This is a genomic window from Kribbella deserti (assembly GCF_042434725.1).
Classification (GTDB): Bacteria; Actinomycetota; Actinomycetes; order Propionibacteriales; family Kribbellaceae; genus Kribbella; species Kribbella deserti.
Window position 1 is genome coordinate 114,886 of the sequence record NZ_JBHLTC010000039.1, and the last position, 26,819, is coordinate 141,704.

A 26,819-nucleotide genomic window follows, 5' to 3' on the forward strand; every position below is an offset into this window, starting at 1 on the left:
TCACCCATCCTTTCAGACGGCCGGTGCGTCAGCTCAGGTCCACCAGCTGATCGGCGTACGGCGCCTGCTCCGGGTGGTGCGTGAGCAGCAGGATGCTGCGCTGTCCCGCGGCGGCGTACAGGTCGTACAGCAGGGCCTGGCCGGTGTCGGTGTCGAGGTGTTCGGTCGGCTCGTCCAGCACCAGGATGTCGAAGTCGGCCAACAGCAGGCGGGCCATCGCGAGCCGCTGCCGCTCGCCGCCGGACAACCGGGCGCCGTGTTCGCCGACCATCGTTTGGAGCCCCTTCGACAGCCCTCGGACGAAGTCGCCCAGCTTGGCTCGGTCCAGGGCCTCCATGAGCTCGTCGACGGTCGCGTCGGGCTTGGCGATCCGGAGGTTCTCCTCGATGCTCGTGTCGAAGATATGGCTCTCCTGCGTCATGAGTCCGACCACGGTCCGTACGTCGTCCCCGGCCAGCGTCGAGACATCTACCCCGCCCAAGGTGATCCGCCCGGCCCGGGGATCCAGGAACCGCAGGAGTACGCCGGCCAGGGTGCTCTTGCCGGAACCGCTTGGACCCGTCAGAACCACCCGAGCCCCTTCGGCCAGCTCGAGGTCCACATCGGTCAGCACGTCCGGCCCATCGCCGTACCCAGCGGCCACCCCGGCTACAACGAGGTCCCGCCCGCTAGGCAGAGCTACAGGCGCTAGTGGCTCACCAACCGGCGTGGGCGCCTCCGCGAGGGCCTCGACGCGTTTGAGGGAGGCACGGACCCGGATGGCCATCTGCGCCGCAAGCGGGACTCCACCGAGTACGTCGGCCAAGGCGAGCGGGGTCAGCACCAGCACGGCAAAGACCGGACCGGACACCTCTCCCGCGCTACCGAGGATCAACCCGGACAAGCTGGCAGCGCCGACGCAGACCACCAGCAGGGCGTTACCCAGTCCCGCGCTCCAGGCGGACCTCCGCTCGGCCCAGGCCAGTCGAGCGTCCGCCTGAGCGAATTCGTCCAGGGCCCGGCTGACGCCGTCGTACGCGATCAGGTCCGGCGCGGCCTGCAGCGTGGCGGTTGCGAGCGCGTAGGCCTCGCCACGATCGCTTGCGACGGCCTTCTCGGCTTGACGCGCCGCCCGGGCGGTAAGCCAGGGAACCACTGTGCAAGCGACTAGAACCGCCAAGGCGACGGCCAGACCTGCAGTCGGTAGGAGTAGTACGACGAGGACGACAGTCGCGGTGGCGGTAATAGCCGCCACAAGCAGGGGTAGAACCACTCGCAGCCACAAGTCGAGTACGGCGTCTACGTCGAGCACAAGCCGTGCCAGGAGGTCTCCCCGGCGTAGGTGCTGTAGGCCGCGTTCTTCGAGCCGAGCCGTCATCCGCGACCGGGCATCACCCAAGAGCCGGTACGCCGCGTCGTGCCCGGCAAGCCTTTCGACGTACCGGAAGACGCCTCGGGCCACACCAAACGCCCGTACGGCGACGATCGCTACCAGAAGCGTGAGTACGGGCGGTTGTGCCGCGGCAGTGGTGATCAGCCAGGCGGAGGTGGCCAGGAGAGCCACCGCGCTTCCGGAGGCGAGTACACCCGCTACGACGGCGCCTACCAAGGACTTCACGCGATCACCAGCTCCCGGGCGCCAACCGTCACGACCCGGTCTGCGGCCGCTAGTAGGGCCGGGCGGTGTGCCACCAGCAGGACGGTTCGGCCGCTCGCGCGGAGGTATTCGAGCACTGTCGCCTCGGTCTCGGCATCGAGCCCGGCCGTTGGCTCGTCCAGTAGCAGCACCGGCGCGTCCGTGATCAACGCCCGGGCCAACGCGACCCGGCGCCGCTGGCCACCCGACAGCAACTGCCCCTGCTCCCCCACGGCCTGGGCCGGGTCCAGCTCGGCTGCGCCCGCGAGCTCTAGGGCTCGCCGTACGTCGGCGTGGGAGGCGTCGGGCCGTCCCAGTCGGACATTGTGTGCGATGTCGCCCTCAAGCAGGCCGGGCCGCTGCGGCACCCAGGCGAACAACCGGCGCCACGCCCGCGCATCGTACTCCTCGGCCGCCGTCCCGCCGACCTGAACCGAACCAGCCGCAGGAGCGACGAAACCCAGCAGGACGGCGAATACGGTCGACTTCCCGGCTCCACTGGCTCCGGCCAGCGCGACGACCTCACCCGCGTGTAGGTCGAGGTCGAAGCCTTCCAGCGTCGGTTCAGCCCGATCCGGGTATTGCACGGTGACACCGCGCAGAGACAGCGGCAGAGCCGGCAAGTCCGTCCTACCACCGTGAGCCGGCAGAGGCGTCTCAAGCACCCGGAAGACCTCCTCGGCGGCCGCGACGCCATCCGCGCTTGCATGGAAGTGAGCGCCTACCTGTCGCAACGGCAGGTAAGCCTCCGGCGCGAGGATCAACACCAGTAGAGCCGTCTCCAGCCCCATCTGGCCTTCCACCAACCTCAGGCCGACACCAACCGCTACTAGGGCCACGGAGATGCTGGCGAGCAGTTCGAGCACCAGCGACGATACGAACGCCAGCCGCAGGCTGCTCATCGAGGCCACCCGGTGCCGGTTGGTCACCCGCCGTACGGCGATGGCTTGTCCCTTGGCCCGGCCGAACACCTTCAGCGTCGTCAAACCCGCGACAACATCCGCGAAGTGGTGCGCGAGCACGTCCAGCGCCCGGGCCCGTCGCCGGCTGTGCGCCTGGGTGGCGAGCCCGATGAGAACCATGAAGATCGGGATCAGCGGCAGGGTCACCAGGACCGTTCCGGCCGCGATCAAGTCGGAACGCGCCATCCACACCGCGACCCCGATCGGCACCGTACTGGCGAGGACCAGCTGCGGGAGGTACCTCGCGAAGTACGGATCGAGGTCATCCAGTCCACGAGTCAGCAACGTCGTGAGCGAACTGGTCCGCTCCCCACTCAGCCAGCCCGGCCCGAGCTGCAGAGCGTGGGCGAGCAACTGGCCGCGCAGCGCGGACTTCACCGCCGCCGAGGACCGCTGCGCGACCACCTCCTGCAGCCAGACAAGTACCGCCCGGGCAAGGATCGTTGCTGCCAGCAACCAGGCGAGCCGCTCGACGCCGGCCGTCGTACCGGACACCACCACGGTGGTGATCGCCCGGGCCAGCAGTACGGCCTGCGCGATGATCAGCCCACCCGTCGTCACGCCGATCAGCACCGACGCGAGCAGGAACACCCGGGCCGCGCGGGCCCTGCGCAGCAGCCGGGGGTCCAGGGGTTTCATGCCACCGCCACCGGTTCAACGCTGACCCGCTTGCGGAACACCCAGTAGGTCCAGCCCTGGTAGGCCAGCACCAACGGCGTGAAGATCGCGCCCACCACGGTCAGGATCTTCAGCGTGTACGGCGTCGAGGCCGCGTTCGTCACGGTCAGGCTCCACGCCGGGTTCACCGTGGACGGCAGCACCGCGGGCCACATCGCCACGAACAACGACGCCACCGCCAGCCCGATCGCCGCCGCCGTTCCGCCAAAGGCCCAGCCCTCCCGGCCCGCACGATTCGCCGCCAGTCCACCGAGCAACGCCACCAAGGCCGCTCCGGCGACCACGCCCGACGCCGTAGACCCGCGCAGGTCGAACGTCCACAACAACCAACCCGCGACGAGCAATACCGTGACCACTCCCGTCCGCGCCGCCAGCCGGTTGGCCCGCAGCCGCAGGTCATCCGTCGTACGCAAGGCCAGGAAGATCGCGCCATGCGTGACGAACAGGGCCGTCAGCGCGACGCCACCCAGGACGGCGTACAGGTTGAACTGGCCGGCGAGGCTGCCGACGTACTCGAAGTCGGCGTCCAGCGGAACACCGCGCACCTGGTTGGCGAACACGAGTCCCCACACGAACGCGGGAATCAGCGAGCCGATCGCGATCACCGTGTCCCAGCGGTCCCGCCATTCCAGGTCGTCGCGCTTGCCCCGGAATTCCAGGCCGACGCCACGGATGATCAGCGCGAAGAGAATCGCCAGCAGCGGCAGGTAGAACCCACTGAACAGCGAGGCGTACCACTCCGGAAAGGCAGCGAAGGTGGCACCGGCCGCGGTGATCAGCCAGACCTCGTTGCCATCCCAGACCGGGCCGATCGTGGTGACGACGGCCCGGCGCTCGGGCTCGTTCCGGCCGAGCACCCGCAGCAGGATGCCGACGCCGAAGTCGAATCCCTCCAGCACGAAGTAGCCGATCCACAGCACGGCGATCAGCAGGAACCAGACGGTGGTGAGTTCCATGACAGCCCTTTCAGTACGCGAAGGAGAGCGGCTTGCCGGGTTCGTCCTCGACCGGCTCGGGCTGGTCCGGCGGCAACCCGGCCCGGATCGAGCGGAACATCAGCTTCACCTCGACCACCGCGAGTACGCCGTACAGCAGGGTGAAGACGGCCAGCGAGGTGATCACCTCGGCCGAGGTCGTTCCGGGCGAGACCCCGGAGGCCGTCGGCAGCAGGCCGAACACCAGCCATGGTTGCCGCCCGGTCTCGGTGAAGATCCAGCCGAAGCAGTTCGCCACCAGCGGCAGCAACGGCAGCGGCAGTGCCATCAGCGCCAGCCACTTGTCCGGCGCGCGGCCGCGGCGGGTGGCCCACAACGCCCAGGCGGCGATAGCGACCGAGGCCATGCCCACGCCGATCATCAGCCGGAAGGTCCAGTAGGTCAGCGGGATGTTCGGCTTGTACGAACCGGGCCCGTAGAGCTTCTCGTACGACTCCTGCAGCGGGTTGATGCCCTTGACCTCGCTGTTGAAGTCGCCGGTGCCGAGGAACGACAGCAGGTACGGCACCTTGAGCGAGAACACCTCGCGGGAGCCGTCGAGCGTGCCGACGGTGAAGATCGAGAATGACGCGGGCTGCTCCGATTCGTACAGCGCCTCGGCCGCCGCCATCTTCATCGGCTGCACCTCGGTCATCACCTTGCCCTGCTGGTCACCGCTCAGCGCGACCCCGGCACCGGCGATCAGCACGGTGACCGCGCCCAGCCGCAACGCGGTCCGGAAGGCGCCCACGTCGGCACCGGGCCGGCGGACCAGGTGCCAGATCGCGACACCCGCCACAAACGCCCCGCCGACCATGAACGCGGCGAAGATCGTGTGCGGGTACGTCACCAGCACGACCTTGTTCGTCAGCACCGCGCCGATATCGGTCAGCTCGGCCCGGCCGCGTTCGGCGTTGTAGCGAAAGCCGACCGGGTTCTGCATCCAGGAGTTCGCCGCCAGGATGAAGTACGCCGAGAGCTGGGTGCCGAGCACGACCATCCAGATGCAGGCCAGGTGCACCGCCTTCGGCAGCCGGTCCCAGCCGAACATCCACAACCCGATGAAGGTCGATTCGAGGAAGAACGCGAGCAGGCCCTCCAGCGCCAGCGGAGCACCGAAGACGTCACCGACAAAGCGCGAGTAGTCGCTCCAGTTCATGCCGAACTGGAACTCCTGCACCAGCCCGGTGACCACGCCCATCGCGATGTTGATCAGGAACAACTTGCCGTAGAACTTGGTCAGCCGGAGGTATTTCTCCTTGCCGGTGCGGTACCAGGCAGTCTGCAAACCGGCCACCAGGGCGACCAGCGAGAGCGTCACCGGTACGAAGAAGAAGTGGTAGACGGTGGTGATGGCGAACTGCCAGCGGGCCAGATCCAGGGTGTCCACTTAAGATCCTTAATTCGTCTACGACGTTACGTAGTAGATGCTAGCCGACATCTACTACGCGATGTAGTTATACTCGTCACGTGCCGGCCAACCGACGCCCCCTGGGCGACCTCGAACGACTCGTGATGGAGCAGCTGTGGGCTTCGCCCGACGCGCTGACCGTGCGCGAGGTGCACGAGCGCCTGGCGGATTCCCGCGACCTCGCCTACACCACGGTGATGACCGTGCTGGACCGCCTCGCGAAGAAGGAGCTGACCTCTCGCGAGCGCGACGGCAAGGCCTGGCGTTATCGCGCGGCGGCGCCTCGCGAGGAGCTCGTCGCGGACCTGATGCGCGACGCGCTGGACGGCGCCGGGGATCGCCGGGCGGCCCTGGTCCGGTTCGTCGACCAGGTGAGTGACGAAGAGGCCGCGCTGCTTCGGGAGGCGTTGGGCCGGCTGGAGGCGCGGGACGGGTGATCACCCCGGTCCTGCTCGCCGCCCTCGCCTTGGTGCTGGCCGGTCCGGCACCAGCCTTACTTGCTCGTTCCGAGTGGCCTTACCGGATTCCGCGAGCCGCCGTCGCCTTGTGGCAGGCGCTCGCCTTGGCCGCCGTACTGGCTGCGCTGGGGGCTGGGATCGCCTTGTCGTACTCGACGGCGGGTCAGCCCGGTTCGCCGCGGTTCAACCCGTCGTCGGGGCGTGACCTCGCCGCTGCCGCCGTACTCGCGCTCACGGCACTTGTAGCGGTTCGGCTCGCTTGGTCCGTGGCGAAGGTGGCTGTCGGGACTCGAGCCCGTCGGAGGCGCCACCGGGACTTGGTGGACGTTCTAGCTACTCCGGACGGGCTGGTGCCGGGGTTGCGGGTTCTGGCCGAGCAGACGCCGCTTGCGTATTGCCTGCCGGCTCTTCGTGGTTCGCGGGTGATCGTGTCCGTGGGAGCGCTGGAGCGGCTGAACGACGACGAGCTGCGCGCTGTACTCGCGCATGAGCAAGCGCACCTCCGCGCCAGGCATGACCTGGTGCTGGAGGCGTTCACGATGGTGCACACGGCGTTCCCGCGCTGGGTGCGATCGGACCTCGCGCTGGAACAGGCCCGGACGCTCGTCGAACTCCTGGCCGATGACGACGCCAGACGCCGCAAGGGCCCGGCGCCGCTCGCGCGGGCACTCGTGGCTCTTGCGGGATCTCCGGCGCCGGCGGACGGCCTTGCGGCAGCCAAGTCGGCCACCCTGCTCAGAGTCGAGCGGCTCACTTCGCCGGCGCCGAAGCATCCAGTGCTGGCCGCGACCACCTACGCGGGCGCCGCGGCCTTGCTGGTCCTGCCGACCGTGACGGTGGCAGTTCCGGTACTACGCGCTCTTCTCACCACTATTGGGTGATCGCTGCATCAAGACCCGAAGGTCGGCGAAGTCCTTGCCTTCACCACGGGCCACTGCAAGCAGGACCATGGTGGCCAGCGTCAGAACGATGATCATGGTGACGACGAACGTCAGCATGTCGGTATCACTCCCCCAGTTGAATCACTACATGACTACTCAGGGAGGACGAGCTCAACCGTCAAGAAGTTCCGCGAAGTCGGCCACTGTCTCGCTTACCGAGCGCTGCAGCGTGCTGGACGTCACAACCACCTCGGTCCACGACCAGCCCGGCACATCGGCCGGCCGCCACCGAGCACCACTCGGCGGCGGAATCGGCGCGAACAGCCGGAACGAGTTGCAGTGCGGCCGCTCCGGAAATACCCGAAACCCCTTGTTCACAAGGGCTTCCGCCAACTCGACCGCTCGCTGGTGGAACTCGCCCATCTTCGGCAGAACCGTGCGAAGGCCTTCGCGGGCTGAAACGGCATAGGGCAACAACGTGAAGAGGTTGCCGCCTAGACGCCGTTGCCAGCGTCGTACCTCTTGGACGATGTCTTCGGGCCCCGCAAGCGCTGCACCGGCCATACCGCCTAGGCCCTTGTAGAACGACACGTAGACGGTTGTAGCGAGTGCGGCCACCTCAGCCAGGTCATGCCCGAAATACGGCGTGCTCTCCCACAAGCGCGCTCCATCCAGGTGAAGCGGTACGTCGCGTTCGGCGCACGCCTCCGCGAATACGATCAGTTCATCCCAGGACGGCAGCACAAACCCGGCATCCCGCAACGGCAGTTCGAGCATCACCGCCGCGAGCTTGCCCGGAATTGCCGCCAGTTCGTCCGGTCGAGGCTGGCGCAGCTCGGTGGTCATTCGCTCGGGCCGGAGGCCGTGGACTTCCTCCAGAGCGTTCAACTCGTGCACGAGCGGATGAGCCAGTCCGTGCATCGCGATCCGCTTGGAGCCGGACCTGTCGGCGTAGGTGCGTAGTACCGCCTGTTGCGCCATTACGCCGGTCGGCAGGAATACTGCAGCCGGTTTGCCCAGGAGTTCGGCGACTTCCTTCTCCAGTAGAGCTACCTCGCCACCGGCGCCGTACACGTCGCGCTCTGGTTCGGTCATACCCGCGCCGAGACCACGGTTTTGCCGTCACTGGTGACGATCTGAACGGAGCGGACCTGGTCGATCGGAACCAGCGCGCCGCCGCCGAACTTCCCGCCCTCGGCAGCCGCCCGCGGCGAGATGACCCAGCCACCGGCGACGAACGACCGGCCGGCCGCATCGGTGACGCGCAGCTCGCACGCCGTACCGGCCTGCATGCCCTTCAGATCGACCTCCACGTAGACCCACCCCGACCTGGGCTGGACCGACGCGACCATCGTGGCCCCACTACCGGCGCCGTTCACCACCTTCGTCCCCGGCACCGGAGCAGTCGTCGGGTACGCCGCCTGGGGCGCGGTCTCCCGCCCGATCAGCACGCCACCACCAAGAGCCGCTCCCGCGATGACAACAACCGCGGCCGCCGCCAGCCAGTTCCGCCGCCTGGCGGGCGGACGAACCTCGCGAAGGGCACGCTGCAGCAGCAGGTCACCACCTTCGGGCGGTCCGTCCAGAAAGGCCTCCGGCGGAGCCTCGCCGAGGAACTCCTTCAGCTCGGCCAGATCGTCGGCCTCCGCGCGGCATTCCGCGCAGGTAGCCAGGTGCGCCTCGACCAGCCGGGTCTCGTCCGGCTCGAGCGCCGCCAGCACGTAGGCGCCCAGCAGCGTGCGATCCAGTTCGTGCGTGCTCATCGGGCCACCTCCGCTTCTGGGCCCTTGCCGCCGATGACGCCTCGCAGGGCGCGCAACGCGTAGTACGACCTCGATTTCACCGTACCCGGCGGAACGCCCAGAACGGTCGCTGTCTCCGCGACCGACCGACCGCGGTAATAGATCTCCACCAGTACGTCGCGATGCTCGGGCGACACCTGATCCAGCGCCGCCAGCACCACCATGGTGTCGACCACGGCCTCCGAGTGGTCCCGCTGCACCGGCGGTGTTCCCGGCGTCTCGGCCACCTCGGTCGGCCGGGACGCCTTCGCCCGGGCACGGTCGGTCACCAGGTTGCGCACGACCGTCAGCAGCCAGCCCCGCACCGAACCCTTCGACTCGACCAGGTCGTCCGCGTGCCGCCAGGCTCGGACCAGCGTCTCCTGCACGACGTCCTCGGCGGCGGCGCGATCACCCGTCAGCCGAGTCGCGTAGGCCAGCAACGCCCGGCCGTGCTCGTCGTACAGCGACCGGACCAGTGCCTCATCACCGGCCACCAGGTCAGGCGGGTTCTTGTTCGCGGAGGCGCTGGCTGATGACGGCCGAGACGCCGTCACCGCGCATGGAGACACCGTAGAGGGCGTCGCCCACCTCCATCGTGCGCTTCTGGTGGGTGATGACCAGCAACTGGCTCGTCTCGCGCAGCTCCTCGTAGATCTGCAGCAACCGGCCGAGGTTGGTGTCGTCCAGGGCCGCTTCGACCTCGTCGAGGATGTAGAACGGCGACGGGCGGGCCTTGAACAGCGCCACCAGGAAGGCCACCGCGACCAGCGATCGCTCGCCACCCGACAGCAGCGACAGGCGCTTGACCTTCTTGCCCGGCGGGCGTGCCTCGACGTCGATGCCGGTGGTGAGCATGTCGCTCGGATCGGTCAGCACCAGGCGGCCCTCACCGCCGGGGAACAACCGGCTGAAGACGTGCTCGAAGGCGATCTCGACGTCGCGATAGGCCTCGGTGAAGACCTGCTCGACGCGCTCGTCGACCTCCTTGACGATGTCCATCAGGTCGCGGCGGGACTTCTTGATGTCGTCGAGCTGCTCGGACAGGAAGCGGTGCCGCTCCTCCATCGCCTCGAACTCCTCCAGCGCGAGCGGGTTGATCCGCCCGAGCTGGTTCAGCGCGCGCTCGGCCGCCTTCAGCCGCTTGGCCACCTTGGCCCGGTCGAAGGGCTCGCCCTCCGGCTGCGGCTGATCCGGATCGGCGTCCGGCGAGGGCAGCGGCGGAACCAGCTGGTCCGGGCCGTACTCGGCGACGAGCACGTCCACCTCGGTACCGAGCTCGGTCAGGGCCTTGTCGTAGAGCTGTTCGAGCCGCATCTTCTGCTCGGCGCGGGCCAGCGCGTCGCGGTGCACGGTGTTCGTGAGCTGTTCGAGGTCCGACGCCAGCGACCGCGACTGCGATCGGGCCTGGGCCAACTGCTGCTCGCGCCCCGCGCGCTCGGCCTGGATCGCGGCCCGCTCGGTGGCGGCCAACTGCAGCGAGTGCTCCAGCCGGGCGAGCACGTGACCGGCGGCGAGGTGAACCGCCTGGGCCGCTTCGGACTGACGCGCACGCCGGGCGGCGCGGGCGATCGCACGGGCGCGGGCCTCGCGTTCCTGCCGAGCGGCCTTCTCCAACGAGTCGGCGCGACCGGCCAGGGCACGAGCGCGCTCCTCGGTGGTCCGCAACTGCAGGCGGGCCTCCATTTCGGCGGCACGGCCTTGTTTCGCGGCCTCGGCCAGCCGGTCCCGGGTCTCCGTGTCGGGCTCGTCGCCGTCCTCGTCGGAGAACTCCTCGGCCTCGGCGAGCCGGTGTTCGAGATCGGCCAGACCCGCGAGGTTGCGATCGCGCTCGGCCTCGGCCGCCGCGATCGCCTCGGCCATCCGGCTGGCCTCGCCCTTGGAGGCCTTCGCGAGCGAACCGAAGTGGGCCAGCTGCTCGGCGACGGCCGCCATCGCGGCGTCCGACTCGTGCAACCGGGCCAGCGTGATGTCGACGGTCTGCTTCTGGGCCTCGCGCTCCTGCTCCAGCTGGGCCAGCTCGAAGCGAAGGCGCTCGCTGCGCGCGGTGGCGTCGACCAGCTTGTGCGCTGCCTCGTCCACCGCGGACTGGACCTCGATCAGGCTCGGCGCCGCGTCGGAACCGCCGTACGCGAAATGGGCACCGAGCACGTCGCCCGCGCGGGTGGTCGCGGTGACATCGGGCAGCGCGTGTACCAGCGCACGCGCCGCGGGCACGTCGTCGACGATCGCGACCTTGCGCAGGATGCGCCGCAGCGCGGGCCGCAGGTTGTCCGGGCAGTCGATGACGTCAACGGCATACGGAATGCCGTGGGGCAGTTGCGGCCACGAGGGACCGTCGTCCGCCGGCGCGTCGCCCATCAGCAGGCCCGCGCGGCCGAGGTCGTGCTCCTTGAGGTGGCCAACGGCGTTCACGGCGGCGTCGGTGGTCTGCACGGCCAGCGCGTCGGCGGCTTCGCCCAGCGCGGCGGCGACGGCCGTCTCGAAGCCGGGCCGCACCGACAGCAGCGCGGCGACCGTGCCCATCAGGCCGGTGACCTGCTCGGAGGCGGCCAGCAACGCGCCGGCGCCGTCCTTGCGGTTCAGGCCGATCTCAAGCGCTTCCTTACGCGCGGCCAGACCGGTGCGCTCCCGCTCGGCGTCACGCTCTTCGGCGCGAAGCTTGGTCAGGCGCTCTTCGAGGTCGTCCAGAACCGCCTGGGCGCCTTCGAACTCGGCGTCGAGACCCTGCTCGCCCGCGTCCAGCCCGGCGACCTGGGTCTCCAGAGCGGTGAAGTCGTGCTGCGCCTTCGCGGCCCGGGCCTCGGCCTCGCGGCGGTTGGTCTCCAGGCGGCCGATCTCGGACTCGGCGGCGGCCGCGCGGGACTTCAGCGCGTTCACCTGGCCGGTCAGCCGGGCGAGGCCTTCGCGGCGGTCGGCGGCGGCGCGGATCAGCGAGGCGATCCGGCGCTCTTCCTCGGCGTGCTGGCTTTCCAGCTGCTGGCGGCGCTCGACGGCCTCCGCCAGGGCCTCCTCGTGCGCCTCCACCTCGGCCTCGATGATGGCCTCGGTCTCGCGGACCCGGGCGGCCTCCATTTCGAGCTCTTCGGGGTCGCGACCGGGCCGGGACTCTTCGGCGCCTTCGTTCAGGTTGCGGATCCGGTCGGCGGCGATCCGGGCGGTGCCCTTGATCCGCTCGCCGAAGCCGGAAAGCTGGTACCAGGTGTCCTGCGCGGCCTGCAGCGCGGGCGCGTCGGTGCTGAGCGCGTCCTCCAGGGTTGCCTCGGTCTCCCGGGCCTCCCGCAGCGCGGCCTCGATGGTGGCGCGGCGCTCGGTCTGCGCCGCCTCGTCCTTCAGCTCGGCCTCGAGCGCGGACTGGGCCTGCACGATGTCGTCGGCGAGCAGCCGGGATCGGCCGTCGCGGACCTCGGCCTGGATCGTCACCGCGCGGCGCGCCACCTCGGCCTGGCGGCCCAGCGGCTTGAGCTGGCGGCGGATCTCGGTGATCAGGTCGCCGAGGCGGTTGAGGTTGCCCTCGGTGGCCTCCAGCTTGCGGATGGCCTTCTCTTTGCGCTTGCGGTGCTTGAGCACGCCCGCGGCCTCTTCGACAAAACCGCGCCGGCCCTCGGGGGTGGCGCGCAGAATCGAGTCGAGCTGGCCCTGGCCGACGATGACGTGCATCTCGCGGCCGATACCGGAGTCGCTGAGCAGCTCCTGGATGTCGAGCAACCGGCAGTTCTGCCCGTTGATCTGGTACTCCGAGCCGCCGTTGCGGAACATCGTGCGCGAGATCGTGACCTCGGCGTACTCGATCGGCAGCGCACCGTCGCTGTTGTCGATGGTCAGCGACACCTCGGCCCGGCCGAGCGGCGCGCGCCCGGACGTACCGGCGAAGATGACGTCCTCCATCTTGCCGCCGCGCAGTGACTTCGCGCCCTGCTCGCCCATCACCCAGGCGAGGCCGTCGACGACATTGGACTTGCCGGAGCCGTTCGGACCGACGATGCAGGTGATCCCCGGTTCGAAGTGCATCGTCGTCGCCGACGCGAAGGACTTGAATCCGCGGAGCGTCATGCTCTTCAGATACAAAGCGGAGCTCCCAACCCGTGTAGAAAACAGACAATACCGACCGAGGGCACCGCGATCCGGTACCCGGGCGGGGTTGGGGAAGGTGCGTCAAACGGCGGAGGCCCGCACGGGGCCCCCGCCGGCCAAACGGACGGCGTTACTGGTACTGCCTGGTCGTCAGACCGAAGCAGGAGTCTGCAGAGCCTCGTCGACTGTCAGGAGACGCCCGTCATGCACGGCCGCGACCAGATGATCGTTCTCTGCCTGAAGCCGCATAACATGCGCTTCCAGGTCGGCGACACGCCGGTTGAGCAGACGAACCTGCTCCAGCATGCGCGGGTCAGTGCCTCCAAGATGCCCTAAAAGAGCCTTGGCCATTGTGCTGTCCTCCGGAAGGGGTCTGGCAAGGGCGCCCGGCCAGAATCGGACCGGGTGCGGGAAATGGGTGCCGTCTTTCAGGGTGACACCGCGTTGGCGACCGGTCAACCTGCCACCGGGTGAGTTGCCGAACACTTTGCACACCCGCAAAGTTAACCGCCGGTTACCACCGGGCGTTACGCGGCGCGGGCTGGCATTTCGGGCAGCGATACGAGGAACGATTCATGAACGCCTCGCGCCGGATCGGCCGACCACACCGTGGGCAAGGCGAACCCTCCTGCCCGTACGCGGCCAGGCCCCGCTCGAAGTAGCCGGATTCCCCGTTCACGTTGACGTACAGCGCGTCGAAGCTGGTACCGCCGACGGCCAGCGCGTCGGCCATCACTTCGTGCGCGTGCCGCAGAATTTCCCTTATCTGCAAGGGTTTCAGCGAATCCGTAGCCCGCGCGTAGTGCAGTTTCGCCCGCCACAAAGCCTCGTCGGCGTAGATGTTGCCGACCCCGCTGACCAGCGTCTGGTCCAGCAACGCTCGTTTCAGTCCGGTACGGCGCTTGCGCACCCCGGCCACGAACGCCTCGGTATCGAACAACGGATCGAACGGATCGCGGGCGATATGCGCGATCTCCGCGGGCAGTTCGGCGCCACCCTCGCTGTAGGACAGACCACCGAACATGCGCTGGTCCACAAAACGGACCTCTCCGCCGTCGTCGTCGAAGCGGATCCGCACCCGCAGGTGCTTCTCGTCGGTCGCGCCGACCGGCTGGACCCGGAACTGGCCGCTCATGCCCAGATGGGTCAGTACGGCGTCACCGGAGGCCAAGGGCAGCCACAGGTACTTCCCGCGCCTCGCGGGTGCCAGGAACTTCTGGCCCGCGAGGCGGTCGGAGAAATCGGCCGGGCCCGCCAGGTGGCGGCGCAACGGCCGGGGATGCAGCACCTCGACCGAACGAATCGTCCGGCCGGTGGTGAACTCCTCGAGGCCGCGCCGAACGACCTCGACCTCGGGCAGCTCCGGCACGTCAGCCGGCTGCTTGCCCGTCGAGCGGATCGCCGCTTTCCGGATGGGCGGCCCGCAGGGCCTTCCACGCGGTCTCGGCGGCCTGCTGCTCGGCTTCCTTCTTGCTCTTGCCGATGCCGTGGCCGTAGGTGTCGGAACCGATCCGCACCCGGGCCTCGAACGTCTTGGCATGGTCCGGTCCGGACTCGGAGATCACATACTCCGGGATACCGACACCGAGCTGGGCGACAAGTTCCTGCAGGCTGGTCTTCCAGTCCAGTCCGGCGCCAAGCCGGGCGGAAGACTCCATCAGGTCGTCGAACAGCGTATGCACGACCCGGCCCGCGACCTCGAAGCCACGGTCCAGGTAGACGGCACCGATCAGCGCCTCCACACAGTCGGCCAGGATGGAGGACTTGTCCCGCCCACCGGTGGCCTCTTCGCCGCGACCCAGGCGCAGGTACTTGCCCAGGTTCAGCTCCCGGGCGACGCCCGCCAGTGCGCGCATGTTGACCACAGCGGCGCGCAGCTTGGCGAGGCGTCCCTCGGAAAGGTCCGGATGGGTACGGAACAACGACTCCGTCACGACCACGCCGAGCACCGAATCACCCAGGAATTCCAGGCGCTCGTTGGTCGGCAGCCCGCCGTTCTCGTACGCGTACGAGCGGTGGGTGAAGGCGTGCTCCAGTAATTGGTCAGCCAGCGATACGCCGAGCCGCTGGTTCAGCTCGGCGTAGAGCCCCGTCTCGTTGGCAGAGTTCAAGGTCGCGGAATCAGATCTCGACGACCTGGCGACGCTCCGCCTTCGGGCCGTACTGGCCACAGGAAGGGCAGACCGTGTGCGGCAGGTGCTTCGAGCGGCAGGCGGGGTTCACGCAGGTGACGAGCTGCACGGCAGTGGCCTTCCACTGAGCCCGGCGGTTTCGGGTGTTGCTGCGCGACATCTTCCGCTTCGGAACGGCCACGGTTATGACTCCTCGGTTCGGCCGGAGTCTCGCGACCCGGCCGGCTGGCTGACACTGTTGTCTTGGTCCTGCTGATCTTGCGGAGAAACCAGGCCGGCCAAAGCCGACCAGCGGGGATCGACGCCGTCCTCATGCCGATGTTCCGGCTCTTCCGCCAGGCGCACCCCACACTCGGGGCACAGTCCCGGACAGTCGTCCGTGCACAACGGCTGGAACGGCAGCGCGAGCACCACCTGGTCCCTCAAGGCCGGCTCGAGGTCGATCAGATCGCCCTCCATCCGGCTGGCCTCGTCGGGCTCGGCTTCGCTCCCGGGATAGACGTACAGCTCCTGAACGTCGGCGAGGAACTCGTCCTCAATGTCGATCAGGCACCGCGCGCACTCCCCCACCAACCGGCCAACGGCCGATCCGGTGACGAGCACTCCCTCGACCACCGCTTCCAGTCGAAGATCGAACTGGATCGGGTCGCCTTCGGGAACACCGATCACGTCGATGCCGAGGTCGGCCGGCGCCGCGGCGACAAAGGACACCTCACGTTGGGATCCAGCGCGTCTGCTCAGCTCGTGGGTATCGAGCACGAGTGGTGACCGTGGATCCAAGACGCTCAGGGTGTCCTCTCTCGCCAGGGGCAGGCAGAATCTCAGCCTCGTTGAGACCGAGGACCAACTCTAGCAATAACCCGGCATCTCGCCCAATCGGGCCGCCACGGCCGGCGGCACGAACGAAACGTAGTCGCCACCGAGTCGTGCGATGTCCTTCACCAGGCTCGAAGAAATGAACCCGTGTTCCGGTGAGGTGGCCAGGAACAAGGTATCCACACCGGTCATCCGCCGGTTCATCTGGGCCATCGGGACCTCGTAGTCGAAGTCACCGCCGGAGCGCAGGCCCTTCACGATCACACCGGCCGATTCCGCCCGGCAGAAATCCACCACCAGGCCGCTGAAGGTCGCCACCCGCACGTTCGGGAACGGCGCCGCGATCTCGCGCAGCATCTCGACCCGTTCGTCGTCGGAGAACAGCCGCTGCTTGGCCGGGTTCACGCCCGCGGCCACGATCAGCTCGTCGAACGCTCCCGCGGCCCGGGTGATCAGGTCGAGATGGCCGTTCGTCGGCGGATCGAAAGTACCGGGGAACACCGCTCGGTTCACTCAAGCCTCCTGCTCGCGTTGACCGTACCAAAGCCGCGCCTCGCCGTACTTGCGATCGCGCAGCGCCTCGAACCCGGCGGGCCAGTCCCACGGCTCCCGCTTACCTCGCTCCACCACCAGTACCGCGTCCGGCGCGAGCCACCCGTGCTCGGCCAGGTCCAGCACCACCTGCTGGAGCAACTCGGTCTCCAGCGCGTACGGCGGGTCGGCGAAGACGACGTCGTACGGCTCGGCCGGGTTCGGGCCTCCCGCGACGCGCTCGACGGGTTTCACCAGCACGGTCGCGCCGGGCAGCCCCAGGACCCGGACGTTGGCCGAGACGATGTCGGCGGCCTTCCGGTCGGACTCCACCAGCAGCACCCGCGAAGCGCCCCGGGACAGGGCCTCCAGCCCGATGGCCCCGGATCCGGCGTACAGGTCGAGGAAGGCGAGGCCCTCCAGCCCACCGAACTCCGCCTCCAGCGACGAGAAGAGCGCCTCGCGGGTCCGGTCCCCCGTCGGCCTCGTGCCTTGACCAGCTGGTACGGCGATGCGCCGCCCACCGGCCTGTCCGCCGACGATCCGGGTCACGTCTTCTCCAGGTACTCGGTCTGGTCGGACTGCAGCGCGCTCGCCACGATCGTGCGCAGGCCCGGGTGGCGGCTCAGGTCCGGGTCGTCCGCGACCAGGTCGTGGGCCATCTCCCGCGCGGCGACGATCACGTCCTCGTGTTCCAGCACGCTGAGCAGTTTGAGGCTCGACCGCTTGCCGGACTGGGCCACCCCCAGTACGTCGCCCTCGCGCCGGTGTTCCAAGTCGATCCGGGACAGCTCGAAGCCGTCCGTGGTCGAGGCCACCGCGGTAAGCCGCTCGCGCGAGATCGAGGCCGGATGGCCGTCGGTGACCAGCAGGCACAGTCCCGGCACCTTGCCCCGGCCGACCCGCCCGCGCAGCTGGTGCAACTGGGAGATGCCGAACCGGTCGGCGTCCATCACCACCATCACCGACGCGTTCGGCACATCCACGCCGACCTCGATCACGGTGGTGGCGACCAGTACGTCGATCTCGCCCGCCGCGAAGCGCGACATCACCGCGTCCTTCACGTCGGCCGGCAACCGCCCGTGCAGTACCTCGATACGCAAGCCCGCGAGCACCTCGCCGAGAATCTCCTCGACCTCCAGCACGGAGATCGCGGGCCTTGGCTTGCCCTCGGCCTCTTCCTTCTCCTTGCCGTCGGCGAACTCGCCTTCCTCGTCGGCCGCGCCTTTGACGTCATCGCCGATCCGGGGACATACGACGTACGCCTGGTGGCCCTTCTCGACCTCCTCGCGGACCCGCTCCCAGGCCCGTTCCAGCCAGGCCGGCTTCTCCCGAGCGGGGACGACCGAACTCGAGATGGGCGATCGCCCGGCAGGCAGCTCGGTCAGTGTCGACACGCTCAGATCGCCGAACACGGTCATCGCGACGGTCCGGGGAATCGGCGTCGCGGTCATCACCAGCACGTGCGGTGTCGCGTCACCCGACTTCTGGCTGAGCGCGGCCCGCTGCTCGACGCCGAACCGGTGCTGCTCGTCGACCACGACCAGGCCCAGATCGGCGAACTGGACCTTGTCCTCGAGCAGCGCGTGCGTGCCGACGACGATGCCCGCGGCACCGCTCGCCGCGTCCAGCATCGCCGTACGACGGGCGGCCGCGCCGAGCGATCCGGTGAGCAGGCCGACCCGGGTGGCCTGGTCCGCGCCGCCGAGCATGCCTTGTTCGGCCAGTTCGCCGAGCATCTTCGTCAGGGTCTTGTGGTGCTGGGTGGCGAGCACCTCGGTCGGGGCCAGCAGCACCGCCTGACCACCCGCGTCCACCACCGCGAGCATCGCCCGCAGCGCGACCACGGTCTTGCCCGAGCCGACCTCACCCTGCAGCAGCCGGTGCATCGGATGCGGCCGGGCCATATCTGCGAAGACCTCGTCGCAGACCTCCGCCTGGCCACTCGTCAGCTTGAACGGCAGGCGGGCGTCGAAGGCGTCGAGCAGACCCCCGTCGCGGCGCTCGCGCGGTACGGCCTTGAGCGCGTCGGCCACCGCCCGCCGCTGCGCGAGGATCGTCTGCAGGACCAGGGCCTCCTCGAACCGGAGCCGGTCCTGGGCCTTCTCCCAGTCCTTGGGCGCGGTGGGCAGGTGGATCAGCCGCAACGCCTCGTGCAAGCCGAGCAGGCCGTGCTTCAGCCGGACCGCCGGCGGGATCGGGTCGTCCACGTTCTCGACGGTGTCCAGCACGATCTTGATGGTCCGCTCGATGGTGGCGGTGTTCAGCTTGGAGGTCGCCGGGTAGAGCGGGCGGTACGGCTTGGCGCGACGCTCGATCTCCTCCTGGCTGAGATCGTCGTCCTCCAGCACCTCCGAGCCCGGGGCCTTCAGCTGCATCGTGGTCCGGAACATCGTCACCTCGCCCCAGAACAGAGCGGACGTGCCGGGCTGCAGCTTCGAACCGAGCCAGGGCTGGTTGAAGAACGCCAGCTCGATGTCGTGCTTGCCGTCGGTGACGACCACCTTGGTCAGGGTCTTGCGGCGCTTGTACTGCCAGCCGTCGGTGACGGACACCTCCTGCTTGGTGTCGAGCAGCCGCAGCGTCACCTTCTTCACCCGGCCCTGCACGGTGGCCTGATCGCCGACCTCGAGCTCGTCGAACGGCGTCAGCTCACCCTTTTTCAGGTAGCGCCGTGGATAGTGCCGCAACAGCTCGCCGACGGTCTCGATGCCGAGCACCTCTTCGAAGGACTTGGCCGTGCGCGCTCCGACGAAGTCGCGCAACTTGCGGTCCAGGTCGTTCTTCTTCACCTACTCCACCCCGATCAGCAACGGGTACCTCTGCTGCCCTCCGTCGTACACCACGACATCGACATCCCGGCGGTTGCGACGCACGTGCCGCACCAGCGCGTCGACCAGTTCGGCGGTCGCGCCCTCGCCGCGGACCACCGTCATCAGCTCGCCACCGCCGCCGAGCAGCCGGTCCACGACCCCGGTCGCGGCCGAGATCAGGTCGTCGGTGATCAGCGCGAAATCGCCGTCCACGACGCCGAGCGCGTCCCCGATCCGGCAGGTACCCGCCATCGTCCAGGCGTCCTTCACGGCGATCGTGACCGCGCCGTGGCGGGTCTGCCCGGCGGCGGCCGACAGCTGCACCACGTCGTCGTCGAAACTGCGATGAGCGTCGTGTACGGCGATCGCGGCGAGCCCCTGGACCTGGGCCCGGGTCGGAATCACCGCCACCCGTACGCCGTTCTGCCGGGCGGCCATCGCGGCGGCCTCGGCCACGCCGATCGAGTCGTTGTCGTTCGGCAGCAGCACCACCTCGGGCGCGTGCGAGCGCTCGATCGCGGCCAGCAGTTCGCCGGTCGAGCAACGCCGCCCGGGCCCACCGGTCACCACGATCGCGCCGGCCTCCGCGAACAGCGCGGCCAGTCCGGCACCGGCGGCGACGGCGATCACCGCCCGCCCGGTCTTCGGCGCCTTCGGGCCCTGGTCGGCGAAGTGTGTGACCCGGATCCGGTGCGGCCGGCCGATCCCGATCCCGGCCTCGATCGCCGCGCCCACGTCGTCGGTGTGCACGTGCACGTTCCACAAGCCGTCGCCACCGACGACCACCACCGAATCGCCCAGACCGTCGAGCCTGCGGCGGAACTCCGCCACCTCGTCGTCTGAGGTGTCCAGCAGGTACATCACCTCGTACGCCGGGCCGTCGGGATCCAGCTCGTGGGTGTCCTCCACCGGCGGTGGCACCCGCGCCGGTACGCCCGTCCCGGGTCGCGGCGCCCGCCCGGTCACCACCATCTCCATCGCGCCGAGAATGACCACCAGGCCGGCACCACCCGCGTCGACCACGCCTGCCCGGCGCAGGGCCTCTAGCTGCCCGGTGGTTTCCGCCAGCGCCTCGCGGGCCGCCTTCACCGCCGCCAGGCAGACATCCGCGAGCGTTCCGTTCGAGGCCGCCGCCACTGCCGCATTGGCGGCCGCCCGGGCCACGGTCAGCATGGTGCCCTCGACCGGTTTCGCCACCGCGCCGTACGCCGCGTCGGCCGCCTGCACCATCGCGTCGGCCAGGTCGACCGGGCCCGGGTTCTGCACCCGCGCGAGGCGGATACCGCAGGCGCGGACCAGCTGGGAGGTGATCACGCCGGAGTTGCCGCGCGCGCCGAGCAGGGCCCCTCGCCCGAAGGCACTGACCGCCTCGGCGAAGCTCAGGTCGCCGTCGGGCAGCGCCTCGCAGGCGGCCTGCCAGGTGAGGTAGATGTTGGTACCGGTGTCGCCGTCGGGCACCGGGAAGACGTTCAGCTCGTCGATCTCGGCCCGCGCCTCATGGAGGGCGGCCAGCGCGGCTCGCGCCCAGCGTCGCAGTACGTCGCTCGTCAGCACCTGAGTCTGCACGTCGTCGGCCACCCGCGAAGGTTATCCGGCCTGATTGGCGTTGCAAGTTGCCCATCGGTTAGTCTTGTCCGGTTGCCCAGCGAATCTGGCCGCGGTGACGCATGACCTGTTGATTCTGATTCATCTTCCTGAGGAGTTCCGGTGGCTGCCGTTTGTGACGTTTGCGACAAGCGCCCCGAGTTCGGACACAACGTGTCCCACTCGCACCGTCGCACCAAGCGGCGCTTCAACCCGAACATCCAGCGCGTCCGCGTGCTGATCGGTCGTACCCCGAAGCGCCTGAACGTGTGCACCTCCTGCCTCAAGGCCGGCAAGGTCACGCGCTGACGTAGTACTTCGACAGAGCCCGTCAGGTCACTCGACCCGGCGGGCTTTTTCGTCGTTGGCCCGGGCTTGGGCGAGGATCGTCCACATGCCCATGAGTGAGAAACAAGCCCTGCAGACCTATCTCCAGCGTGCCCGTGAGGCCCTGATCTGGAAGCTCGACGGCCTGTCCGAGTACGACGTCCGCCGGCCGCTCACCCCGACCGGTACCAACCTGCTCGGCCTGGTCAAGCACGCCATCGGCGTCGAGATCGGCTACTTCGCCTTCACCTTCGACCGGCCGTTTCCAGAGCACGTCCAGTGGGCCACCGACGAGGCCGAGGACAACGCGGACATGTGGGCCACCGCCGACGAGTCGCGCGAGTTCATCGTCGGCCTGTACCAGCGGGTCTGCGCACACGCCGACACCACCATCGCCGAGCTGCCGCTGGACGCGCCCGGGTTTGTGCCGTGGTGGGGCCCGGAACGCGGCCAAGTGGTGCTGCACCAGATCATCGTGCACACCACCGCCGACCTGCAGCGCCATGCCGGCCAGGCCGACATCCTGCGCGAGCTGATCGACGGCACCGTCGGCATGCGGGCCGATGCGCCCAACATGCCGACGGACGAGCCGTCGTACTGGGAGTCCTACCGCGCTGAACTGCAGGCCGTCGCGGACACCTTCAAGTGACGAACCTCGTCAGCTGAGGTCGAGCCAGCTGACGTCTTCGGGGGTCAGCTGGACCGACAGCCCCGGCATGGAGGTCCGGGTCTCGCTGATCTGGCGCGGACCGATCAGCGCGAACACCGGGTAGCTCTGGTGCAGCAGCCACGCCAGCGCGATCGCGGTGGGCTCGACGCCCTTGGCCGACGCCAGCTCCCGCGCCCGGTTCAGGCGTTCGAAGTTCTCGTCGGAGTAGAAGCAGCGCACCAGCTCCTCGTCCGACCGGTCCTCCGGCTTCGCCCGGCCGGTGAAGAACCCCCGCGCCTGGCTCGACCACGGGAACAGCGCGATCTGCCGCTCCCGGAGCCACTGCTGCGACTCGGGATCACTCACGTGCCGGCAACCGGCCCACGGTACGTCGTAGGCGCGAGCCAGGCTGAGGTGGTTGCTCAGCACGGTGAACGGGTGCTTGCCGTTGGCCTCGGCGTAGGCGTTCGCCTCGTCGAAGCGGGCGGTCGACCAGTTGGAACCGCCGTACGCCGTGATGCGCCCGGCGCGACGGTGCTCGTCCAGTACGTCGACGAACTCCCCGACCGGAATGTCCTCGTTGTCCCGGTGCATCAGGTAGATGTCGACGTGATCGGTCTGCAGCCGTTCAAGGCTCTCGTGCAGCTGCCGGGTCAGGCCCTCGGGATCGCAGTGCGGGGTGTGCGCGCCCTTGCCGATGACGACCAACTCGTCGCGATTACCGCGGGTCTTGAGCCACTGGCCAAGCAGCTTCTCGCCGCGGCCGCCGCCGTAGATGTACGCCGTGTCGAAGGCGGTACCGCCGCGCTCGACGAAGTCGTCGAACACCATCGCGGCATGTGTCAGCGTCTCCTGGTTGTCGACGCCCATCACCAGGCGAGACACCTGCTTGGTCAGGCCCGGCACCTCGCCGTACGTCATCGTGTGGTCGTCGCGCCGGGCCAGCGGGCGTCCCGTCGCGGTCGGGATCGCCGCGTCGTCGCGCTCACTCGCGTACTGCTGGCCGATCGCCTTTCGCCAGGCGTCCTGTACGGCGAGATTGCCCAGGGTGTCGTCCCAGCTCATCTCCGGCGCCTGCCGGGCCGAGATCGAGGCGGCGACCGCGTCGGCCTCCGCCGCGTAGATGAAGGCCGGCTCGGCCGCGACGTCCCGCGGCTCCTCCCCGACCCGGTGCACGGTCACGTGCGTCGGCTTGCCGTCGCCGCCGAACCACGGGTCCTCGATGACCAGATAGCCCTCGCTGCCGAGCACGCGAACCCGGTTCTCGTCGGACAGCCGGATGCCGGTGGAGACCTGGGCCGAGATGCCGCTCGCGAACTGGAGCGTGGCCACGGCCCATTCGTCGGCACCCGTCTCGCCGACCTGGCCGACGGCCGTCACCGCGGTCGGGTCGTCGTACTCCTTGCCGATGGCGACACCCGCGACGAGGCGCGCCATCGAGACGGGATACCCGCCGACGTCGAGAATGCCGCCACCCGCGAGATCGTCGGCGAACAGCCGGCCCTCGGCCCGGAACGTGGTCGCGAAACCGAACGACGCCTGGATCTGGTGAACCTTGCCGATGACGCCGTCGCGGATCAGGCCGGTGATCACCTTGGTCTGCGGCAGGCACCGGTACATGTACGCCTCCATCAGGAAGACGTCGTTGCGGCGGGCCGCCTCGATCATCGCGGCGGCCAGCGCCCGGTTGATCGCGAGCGGCTTCTCGCACAGCACGTGCTTTCCCGCCTCGGCCGCCTTGATCGCCCACTCGACGTGGCCGGGATGAGGCGTCGCGATGTAGACCGCGTCCACCTCGGCGTTGGCCAGCAGGGCGTCGTACGACGCGTGCCGGTGCGGAATGCCGTACTTGGCCCCGAAGGCCTCGGCCTTGTCGGCCTGACGGCTGGCGACCGCCACCACCTGACCGGTTCTCGAGTGCGGGACCTGGCTGGCGAAGCGGGAGGCGATGTTGCCGGTACCGAGCACGCCCCAGCGCAGAGTTGCTTGAGTCACAGGTGAAATCTCCTCAGAACTTCATGGCACCGGCGGCCAGGTCGGCAATGAAGTGCCGGCCGCCGATGATGAACACACCGATCAGCGGGATGACGCTCATCAACGCGCCGGCCATCACCATGCTGTAGTCGGTGCCGTAAATGCCGTTGAGCTGCTGCAGGGCGACCTGCAGGGTGATGCGGTTCGGGTCGGTCATCACGATCAATGGCCATAGGTAATCGTTCCAGACGCCGATGAACGTGAAGATGCCGAGGAACGCCAGACCCGGCCGGAGGATCGGCAGCGCCACGGTCCAGTACTGCCGGAAGAAGCCCGCGCCGTCCACCTGCGCGGACTGGATCAGCTCGTCGGGAATGGCGCCGCGCGCGTACTGCCGCATCCAGAAGATGCCGAACGCGTTCGCCGCGCCGGGAATGATCAGCGCCTTCAGCGAGCCGATCCAGCCGAACTCCGCCAGCGTCACGAACGACGGCACCAGCGCGAGCTGCGACGGGATCATGAAGGTGGCCAGCAAAATGCCGAACAGCACGTCCCGGCCGGGGAACTCGTACTTGGCGAACGCGAAGGCCGCCAGCGAGTCGAAGAACAGCACCAGCACGGTCACCGCCAGCGACGCGACCAGCGTCAGCAGCATCGCGCCGAAGAAGTCGATGTTCTCCAGTACCCGGCCCATGTTGTCGAACAGGTGCGGGCCGATCAGCAGTTTCGGTGGATAGGCGAAGATGTCGGCCGTCGTATTGGAGGCCATCACGACCATCCAGTAGAACGGGAAGATCGAGACCAGCACGCCCGTCATCAGCAGGACATGGCCGATCACGGTTTTGGTGCGCGCCGCCGCTTGACCCGTCGAGGGCGCCTTGGCGGTTGCCGGCTTGGCGGTTGCCGTTTGAGTGGCCATCAGGACTTGTCCCTTCCGCCGACGAGTCGCCAGTTGATGATCGAGAACAGCGCGATCAGCACGAACAACGCCCAGCCGACGGCAGCGCCGTACCCGAACTGGTTGTCCACGAACGCGCTGTTGTACAGGTAGGTCACGATCGTTGTGCCCGCGGCGCCCGGGCCGCCGGAGTTGCCCAGCAGCACCTGCGACTCGGTGAAGATCTGCAGGCCGCCGATGGTCGAGGTGATGGCGGTGAACAAGATGACCGGGCGCAACATCGGTACGGTGATCCGGAAGAACGTCTGCACGCTCGAGGCGCCGTCGACCTTCGCGGCCTCGTAGACGTCGGCGGAGATCGCCTGCAGCCCGGCGAGGAAGATGATCGCGTTGTAGCCGACCCAGCGCCAGGTGACGATGGTCGCGATGGCGATCTTGATGCCCCAGGGCTGGCTCAGCCACTCGATCTTGTCCAGGCCGACCGACTGCAGGAAGGCGTTGAGCAGACCGAAGTTGTTGCTGAAGATCGAGCCGAACACCATCGTCACGGCAACCACCGAGGTGATGTTCGGAATGAAGTACGCCACCCGGTAGAAGCCGCGGAACCGCACGGTCTTGTGCAGGGCGTTCGCGATCACCAATGCCAGGAACAGCATCGGCACGGTGGAGAGCACCCAGATGATCAGGGTGTTGACGATCGCGGTCCAGAACTCGGGATCGGTGAAGAGGTAGGTGTACTGCTCGAGGCCGACCCACTTCATCTCGCCGATGCCGTTCCAGGAGTGGAACGAGATGTAGATCGAGAACAACACGGGGAACGCGCCGAAGATCGCGAAGAGCACAAAGAACGGCGAGATCGCGGCGTACTGCGGTAGGGCCCGTCTGAACCGGCTGGGCGGCCGGTGATCCGGGGTGGTGCTCACGGCACTTGTACCGGACAGCGTTTCTACGGCCATCTCAGATCGCCCCCACTCGGGTGAGTTCACGTTCGACCCGGTTCTGAGCGTCCCGCCAGGCCTGGTCGGAGGTCTTACTGCCGACCTCGACGTTCACCAGCTCTGCCACGATCGGCGAGCGGATGAGCGAGTCGTACGGGCTGAAGTACGCGCCGGGATAGGCCTTCGCCGCGGTGCCGAAAACCTCCACGATGCGCTGGCCACCGAAGAACGGATCCGGCTCGTTCAGCAGCGGATCCTCGAACGTGGCCGGAGTCGACGGGAACAGCACCGGGTCGATGAAGGCCTGCGCCTGGTTCTTCGCGTTCTGCAGCCAGGTGATGAACGCGAAGGCCGCCGCGGGGTCCTTGCAGTACTTGGTGATCGCCAGGAACGAGCCGCCTCGGTTGCCGGCGCCACCTGGAGTGGCGCAGACCCGCCAGTTGCCCTTCGTCTTCGGCGCCGCGTTCTTCGGGCCGAGTTGCGCCCACCAGACGGCTCCGATGAAGGCGACGAGCCTGCCGTTGCTGACCACCGCGCCTACATCGGTCGTATCGGCCTGCGCGTTGGCGGATAGGCCTTCCTTGACGACTCTGTAGGCCGTTTCCCACACCTGACGGATGTGGTCGCCGTTGCCGATGTACTGGCCGTCAGGAGTCATGTACCGCTGACGCTGCTGGGACAGCCCGTAGTCGAAGACGCTGGCGATGTTGTCGGTGATGACCGAACCAGGTACAGCCTTCTTGATCGTCTTGCCGAGCTCTATGTAGCTGTTCCAGTCCGGTGCGGCCGCTGCCACCTCTGCGGGCTCCACCTCGACACCGGCCTTGCGGAAGATGTCGTGGCGGTAGAACAACGCGGTGGGGCCTGTGTCCATCGGGAAGGCCATCATCCGGTTGTCCGGGGTGATACCGAGTTTCCACTTCCAGTCCAGGTACTGGCCGGCGAGACCGCCGGCGCCGAGCGTGTGCAGGTCGACGAACTGGTCCGCGTTCGGGAAGTACGTCGCGACGTCGTCGTTCATCGCCACGATGTCGGGCACCAGCGACTTACCGGCCAAGGACGTGAGCACCTTGGTCTTGTAGTCGCTACCGATCCGCGTCATCAGCAGGCGCTTGGCCTCGGCTCCGGGGATCGCCTTGGCGGCTTGCTCGATCAGCCCGTCGTTCACGGAACCGACCCACGTCCACATACTGAGTTCGTCGGCGGCGCCCAGGGAGCTGCGTGAACCGCAGCCGGTCAGCCCGGCCGCGGCCGCGGCGGCGCTGAGGGAGAGAAAACCTCTACGTGACAAGGTCATGACGAGACCGTCCTACCTGTCGAATC

The 26,819-nt window shown here is 68.4% G+C and carries 26 protein-coding genes; 4 read left to right on the forward strand and 22 right to left on the reverse strand.

All coding sequences use genetic code 11. The features are described 5' to 3' along the window. Window positions 1-28: 28 nt before the first annotated feature. The 4 genes from cydC to ACFFGN_RS30465 are packed head-to-tail and all read right to left on the reverse strand — an operon-like array spanning window position 29 to window position 5,619. A complete protein-coding gene (gene cydC / locus ACFFGN_RS30450) occupies window positions 29-1,597 on the reverse strand; it encodes a thiol reductant ABC exporter subunit CydC (protein ID WP_380054693.1) in 1,569 nt (522 codons plus the stop codon). Beyond that, entirely contained in the window at window positions 1,594-3,216 is a 1,623-nt protein-coding gene (gene cydD, locus ACFFGN_RS30455; RefSeq protein ID WP_380054695.1) for a thiol reductant ABC exporter subunit CydD, read from the reverse strand. Before cydD ends, cydC begins: the two co-directional genes overlap by 4 nt. Further along, window positions 3,213-4,211, reverse strand: a complete 999-nt coding sequence (gene cydB / locus ACFFGN_RS30460) for a cytochrome d ubiquinol oxidase subunit II (RefSeq protein ID WP_380054699.1) — start codon at window positions 4,209-4,211, stop codon at window positions 3,213-3,215. The genes cydD and cydB overlap by 4 nt, the downstream gene beginning before the upstream one ends. A 10-nt stretch (window positions 4,212-4,221) precedes the next feature. Then, entirely contained in the window at window positions 4,222-5,619 is a 1,398-nt protein-coding gene (locus ACFFGN_RS30465; RefSeq protein ID WP_380054703.1) for a cytochrome ubiquinol oxidase subunit I, read from the reverse strand. Window positions 5,620-5,699: 80 nt separating this feature from the next. Between ACFFGN_RS30465 and ACFFGN_RS30470 the strand changes: the two genes are divergently transcribed. Further along, on the forward strand, window positions 5,700-6,077 hold the full coding sequence (locus tag ACFFGN_RS30470; protein ID WP_380054705.1) for a BlaI/MecI/CopY family transcriptional regulator: 378 nt from the start codon (window positions 5,700-5,702) through the stop codon (window positions 6,075-6,077). After that, window positions 6,074-6,979, forward strand: coding sequence for a M56 family metallopeptidase (locus ACFFGN_RS30475; RefSeq protein ID WP_380054708.1), 906 nt, complete (start codon window positions 6,074-6,076; stop codon window positions 6,977-6,979). Before ACFFGN_RS30470 ends, ACFFGN_RS30475 begins: the two co-directional genes overlap by 4 nt. Here ACFFGN_RS30475 and ACFFGN_RS30480 read toward each other — a convergent pair. From ACFFGN_RS30480 to ACFFGN_RS30545, 14 genes are all read right to left on the reverse strand, one after another. Beyond that, the gene (locus ACFFGN_RS30480; RefSeq protein WP_380054711.1) at window positions 6,950-7,096 is read right to left on the reverse strand and encodes a hypothetical protein; all 147 of its coding nucleotides are present in this window, start codon (window positions 7,094-7,096) and stop codon (window positions 6,950-6,952) included. The genes ACFFGN_RS30475 and ACFFGN_RS30480 overlap by 30 nt on opposite strands. Window positions 7,097-7,150: 54 nt before the next feature. After that, window positions 7,151-8,074, reverse strand: a complete 924-nt coding sequence (locus tag ACFFGN_RS30485; RefSeq protein WP_380054714.1) for a threonine aldolase family protein — start codon at window positions 8,072-8,074, stop codon at window positions 7,151-7,153. After that, entirely contained in the window at window positions 8,071-8,742 is a 672-nt protein-coding gene (locus tag ACFFGN_RS30490) for an anti-sigma factor family protein (protein WP_380054717.1), read from the reverse strand. The genes ACFFGN_RS30485 and ACFFGN_RS30490 overlap by 4 nt, the downstream gene beginning before the upstream one ends. Beyond that, window positions 8,739-9,257: a sigma-70 family RNA polymerase sigma factor gene (locus ACFFGN_RS30495; protein ID WP_380054719.1), complete on the reverse strand. Its 519-nt coding sequence runs from the start codon at window positions 9,255-9,257 to the stop codon at window positions 8,739-8,741. The genes ACFFGN_RS30490 and ACFFGN_RS30495 overlap by 4 nt, the downstream gene beginning before the upstream one ends. A 4-nt stretch (window positions 9,258-9,261) precedes the next feature. Next, window positions 9,262-12,813 (reverse strand): chromosome segregation protein SMC, encoded by a 3,552-nt coding sequence (gene smc, locus ACFFGN_RS30500; protein WP_380054722.1) that lies wholly within the window; start codon window positions 12,811-12,813, stop codon window positions 9,262-9,264. 171 nt (window positions 12,814-12,984) lie between these two features. After that, entirely contained in the window at window positions 12,985-13,185 is a 201-nt protein-coding gene (locus ACFFGN_RS30505; protein ID WP_328992440.1) for a hypothetical protein, read from the reverse strand. A gap of 163 nt (window positions 13,186-13,348) precedes the next feature. After that, window positions 13,349-14,203: a bifunctional DNA-formamidopyrimidine glycosylase/DNA-(apurinic or apyrimidinic site) lyase gene (gene mutM, locus ACFFGN_RS30510; protein WP_380054727.1), complete on the reverse strand. Its 855-nt coding sequence runs from the start codon at window positions 14,201-14,203 to the stop codon at window positions 13,349-13,351. Between the two features lies 1 nt (window position 14,204). Then, window positions 14,205-14,945, reverse strand: a complete 741-nt coding sequence (rnc, locus tag ACFFGN_RS30515) for a ribonuclease III (protein WP_380054730.1) — start codon at window positions 14,943-14,945, stop codon at window positions 14,205-14,207. A gap of 10 nt (window positions 14,946-14,955) precedes the next feature. Continuing rightward, window positions 14,956-15,147 carry a 50S ribosomal protein L32 gene (gene rpmF / locus ACFFGN_RS30520; RefSeq protein ID WP_380054734.1) on the reverse strand — a complete coding sequence of 64 codons (192 nt, stop codon included), beginning with the start codon at window positions 15,145-15,147 and terminating at the stop codon, window positions 14,956-14,958. A gap of 2 nt (window positions 15,148-15,149) precedes the next feature. Beyond that, window positions 15,150-15,725 carry a YceD family protein gene (locus tag ACFFGN_RS30525; protein ID WP_380054737.1) on the reverse strand — a complete coding sequence of 192 codons (576 nt, stop codon included), beginning with the start codon at window positions 15,723-15,725 and terminating at the stop codon, window positions 15,150-15,152. 90 nt (window positions 15,726-15,815) lie between these two features. Further along, window positions 15,816-16,295 carry a pantetheine-phosphate adenylyltransferase gene (coaD, locus tag ACFFGN_RS30530; RefSeq protein WP_380054740.1) on the reverse strand — a complete coding sequence of 160 codons (480 nt, stop codon included), beginning with the start codon at window positions 16,293-16,295 and terminating at the stop codon, window positions 15,816-15,818. Then, the gene (gene rsmD / locus ACFFGN_RS30535) at window positions 16,296-16,865 is read right to left on the reverse strand and encodes a 16S rRNA (guanine(966)-N(2))-methyltransferase RsmD (protein ID WP_380054743.1); all 570 of its coding nucleotides are present in this window, start codon (window positions 16,863-16,865) and stop codon (window positions 16,296-16,298) included. Continuing rightward, window positions 16,862-19,105 (reverse strand): ATP-dependent DNA helicase RecG, encoded by a 2,244-nt coding sequence (recG, locus tag ACFFGN_RS30540; protein ID WP_380054746.1) that lies wholly within the window; start codon window positions 19,103-19,105, stop codon window positions 16,862-16,864. Before recG ends, rsmD begins: the two co-directional genes overlap by 4 nt. Beyond that, window positions 19,106-20,704, reverse strand: a complete 1,599-nt coding sequence (locus tag ACFFGN_RS30545) for a fatty acid kinase ATP-binding subunit FakA (RefSeq protein ID WP_380054749.1) — start codon at window positions 20,702-20,704, stop codon at window positions 19,106-19,108. It lies immediately after the preceding gene. Window positions 20,705-20,833: 129 nt separating this feature from the next. Between ACFFGN_RS30545 and rpmB the strand changes: the two genes are divergently transcribed. Together rpmB and ACFFGN_RS30555 are read left to right on the forward strand one after the other, a co-directional pair. Then, on the forward strand, window positions 20,834-21,019 hold the full coding sequence (gene rpmB, locus ACFFGN_RS30550; protein WP_328992431.1) for a 50S ribosomal protein L28: 186 nt from the start codon (window positions 20,834-20,836) through the stop codon (window positions 21,017-21,019). Between the two features lie 91 nt (window positions 21,020-21,110). Then, on the forward strand, window positions 21,111-21,686 hold the full coding sequence (locus ACFFGN_RS30555; protein WP_380054754.1) for a DinB family protein: 576 nt from the start codon (window positions 21,111-21,113) through the stop codon (window positions 21,684-21,686). 9 nt (window positions 21,687-21,695) lie between these two features. Here the strand turns inward: ACFFGN_RS30555 and ACFFGN_RS30560 are convergent, their stop codons facing one another. The 4 genes from ACFFGN_RS30560 to ACFFGN_RS30575 all read right to left on the reverse strand — a co-directional run bounded on the left by ACFFGN_RS30560 (window position 21,696) and on the right by ACFFGN_RS30575 (window position 26,793). Then, complete coding sequence (locus tag ACFFGN_RS30560) at window positions 21,696-23,681, reverse strand: aldo/keto reductase (protein WP_380054756.1); 1,986 nt, start codon at window positions 23,679-23,681, stop codon at window positions 21,696-21,698. A 13-nt stretch (window positions 23,682-23,694) separates the two neighbouring features. Continuing rightward, a complete protein-coding gene (locus tag ACFFGN_RS30565) occupies window positions 23,695-24,477 on the reverse strand; it encodes a carbohydrate ABC transporter permease (RefSeq protein WP_380055112.1) in 783 nt (260 codons plus the stop codon). A 101-nt stretch (window positions 24,478-24,578) separates the two neighbouring features. Next, window positions 24,579-25,514: a carbohydrate ABC transporter permease gene (locus ACFFGN_RS30570; protein WP_380054759.1), complete on the reverse strand. Its 936-nt coding sequence runs from the start codon at window positions 25,512-25,514 to the stop codon at window positions 24,579-24,581. A gap of 1 nt (window position 25,515) precedes the next feature. Next, entirely contained in the window at window positions 25,516-26,793 is a 1,278-nt protein-coding gene (locus ACFFGN_RS30575; protein ID WP_380054762.1) for an ABC transporter substrate-binding protein, read from the reverse strand. Between the last annotated feature and the right edge of the window lie 26 nt (window positions 26,794-26,819).

What these genes read in the sequence shown, in the direction of transcription:
- cydB (WP_380054699.1), bottom strand. Translation starts at nt 4,211, where the DNA reads ATGGAACTCACCACCGTCTGGTTCCTGCTGATCGCCGTGCTGTGGATC.
- ACFFGN_RS30565 (WP_380055112.1), bottom strand. Translation starts at nt 24,477, where the DNA reads ATGACGGGCGTGCTGGTCTCGATCTTCCCGTTCTACTGGATGGTCGTG.
- ACFFGN_RS30575 (WP_380054762.1), bottom strand. Translation starts at nt 26,793, where the DNA reads ATGACCTTGTCACGTAGAGGTTTTCTCTCCCTCAGCGCCGCCGCGGCC.
- ACFFGN_RS30505 (WP_328992440.1), bottom strand. Translation starts at nt 13,185, where the DNA reads ATGGCCAAGGCTCTTTTAGGGCATCTTGGAGGCACTGACCCGCGCATG.
- ACFFGN_RS30570 (WP_380054759.1), bottom strand. Translation starts at nt 25,514, where the DNA reads ATGGCCGTAGAAACGCTGTCCGGTACAAGTGCCGTGAGCACCACCCCG.
- ACFFGN_RS30485 (WP_380054714.1), bottom strand. Translation starts at nt 8,074, where the DNA reads ATGACCGAACCAGAGCGCGACGTGTACGGCGCCGGTGGCGAGGTAGCT.
- smc (WP_380054722.1), bottom strand. Translation starts at nt 12,813, where the DNA reads ATGACGCTCCGCGGATTCAAGTCCTTCGCGTCGGCGACGACGATGCAC.
- ACFFGN_RS30490 (WP_380054717.1), bottom strand. Translation starts at nt 8,742, where the DNA reads ATGAGCACGCACGAACTGGATCGCACGCTGCTGGGCGCCTACGTGCTG.
- ACFFGN_RS30555 (WP_380054754.1), top strand. Translation starts at nt 21,111, where the DNA reads ATGAGTGAGAAACAAGCCCTGCAGACCTATCTCCAGCGTGCCCGTGAG.
- ACFFGN_RS30480 (WP_380054711.1), bottom strand. Translation starts at nt 7,096, where the DNA reads ATGCTGACGTTCGTCGTCACCATGATCATCGTTCTGACGCTGGCCACC.
- cydD (WP_380054695.1), bottom strand. Translation starts at nt 3,216, where the DNA reads ATGAAACCCCTGGACCCCCGGCTGCTGCGCAGGGCCCGCGCGGCCCGG.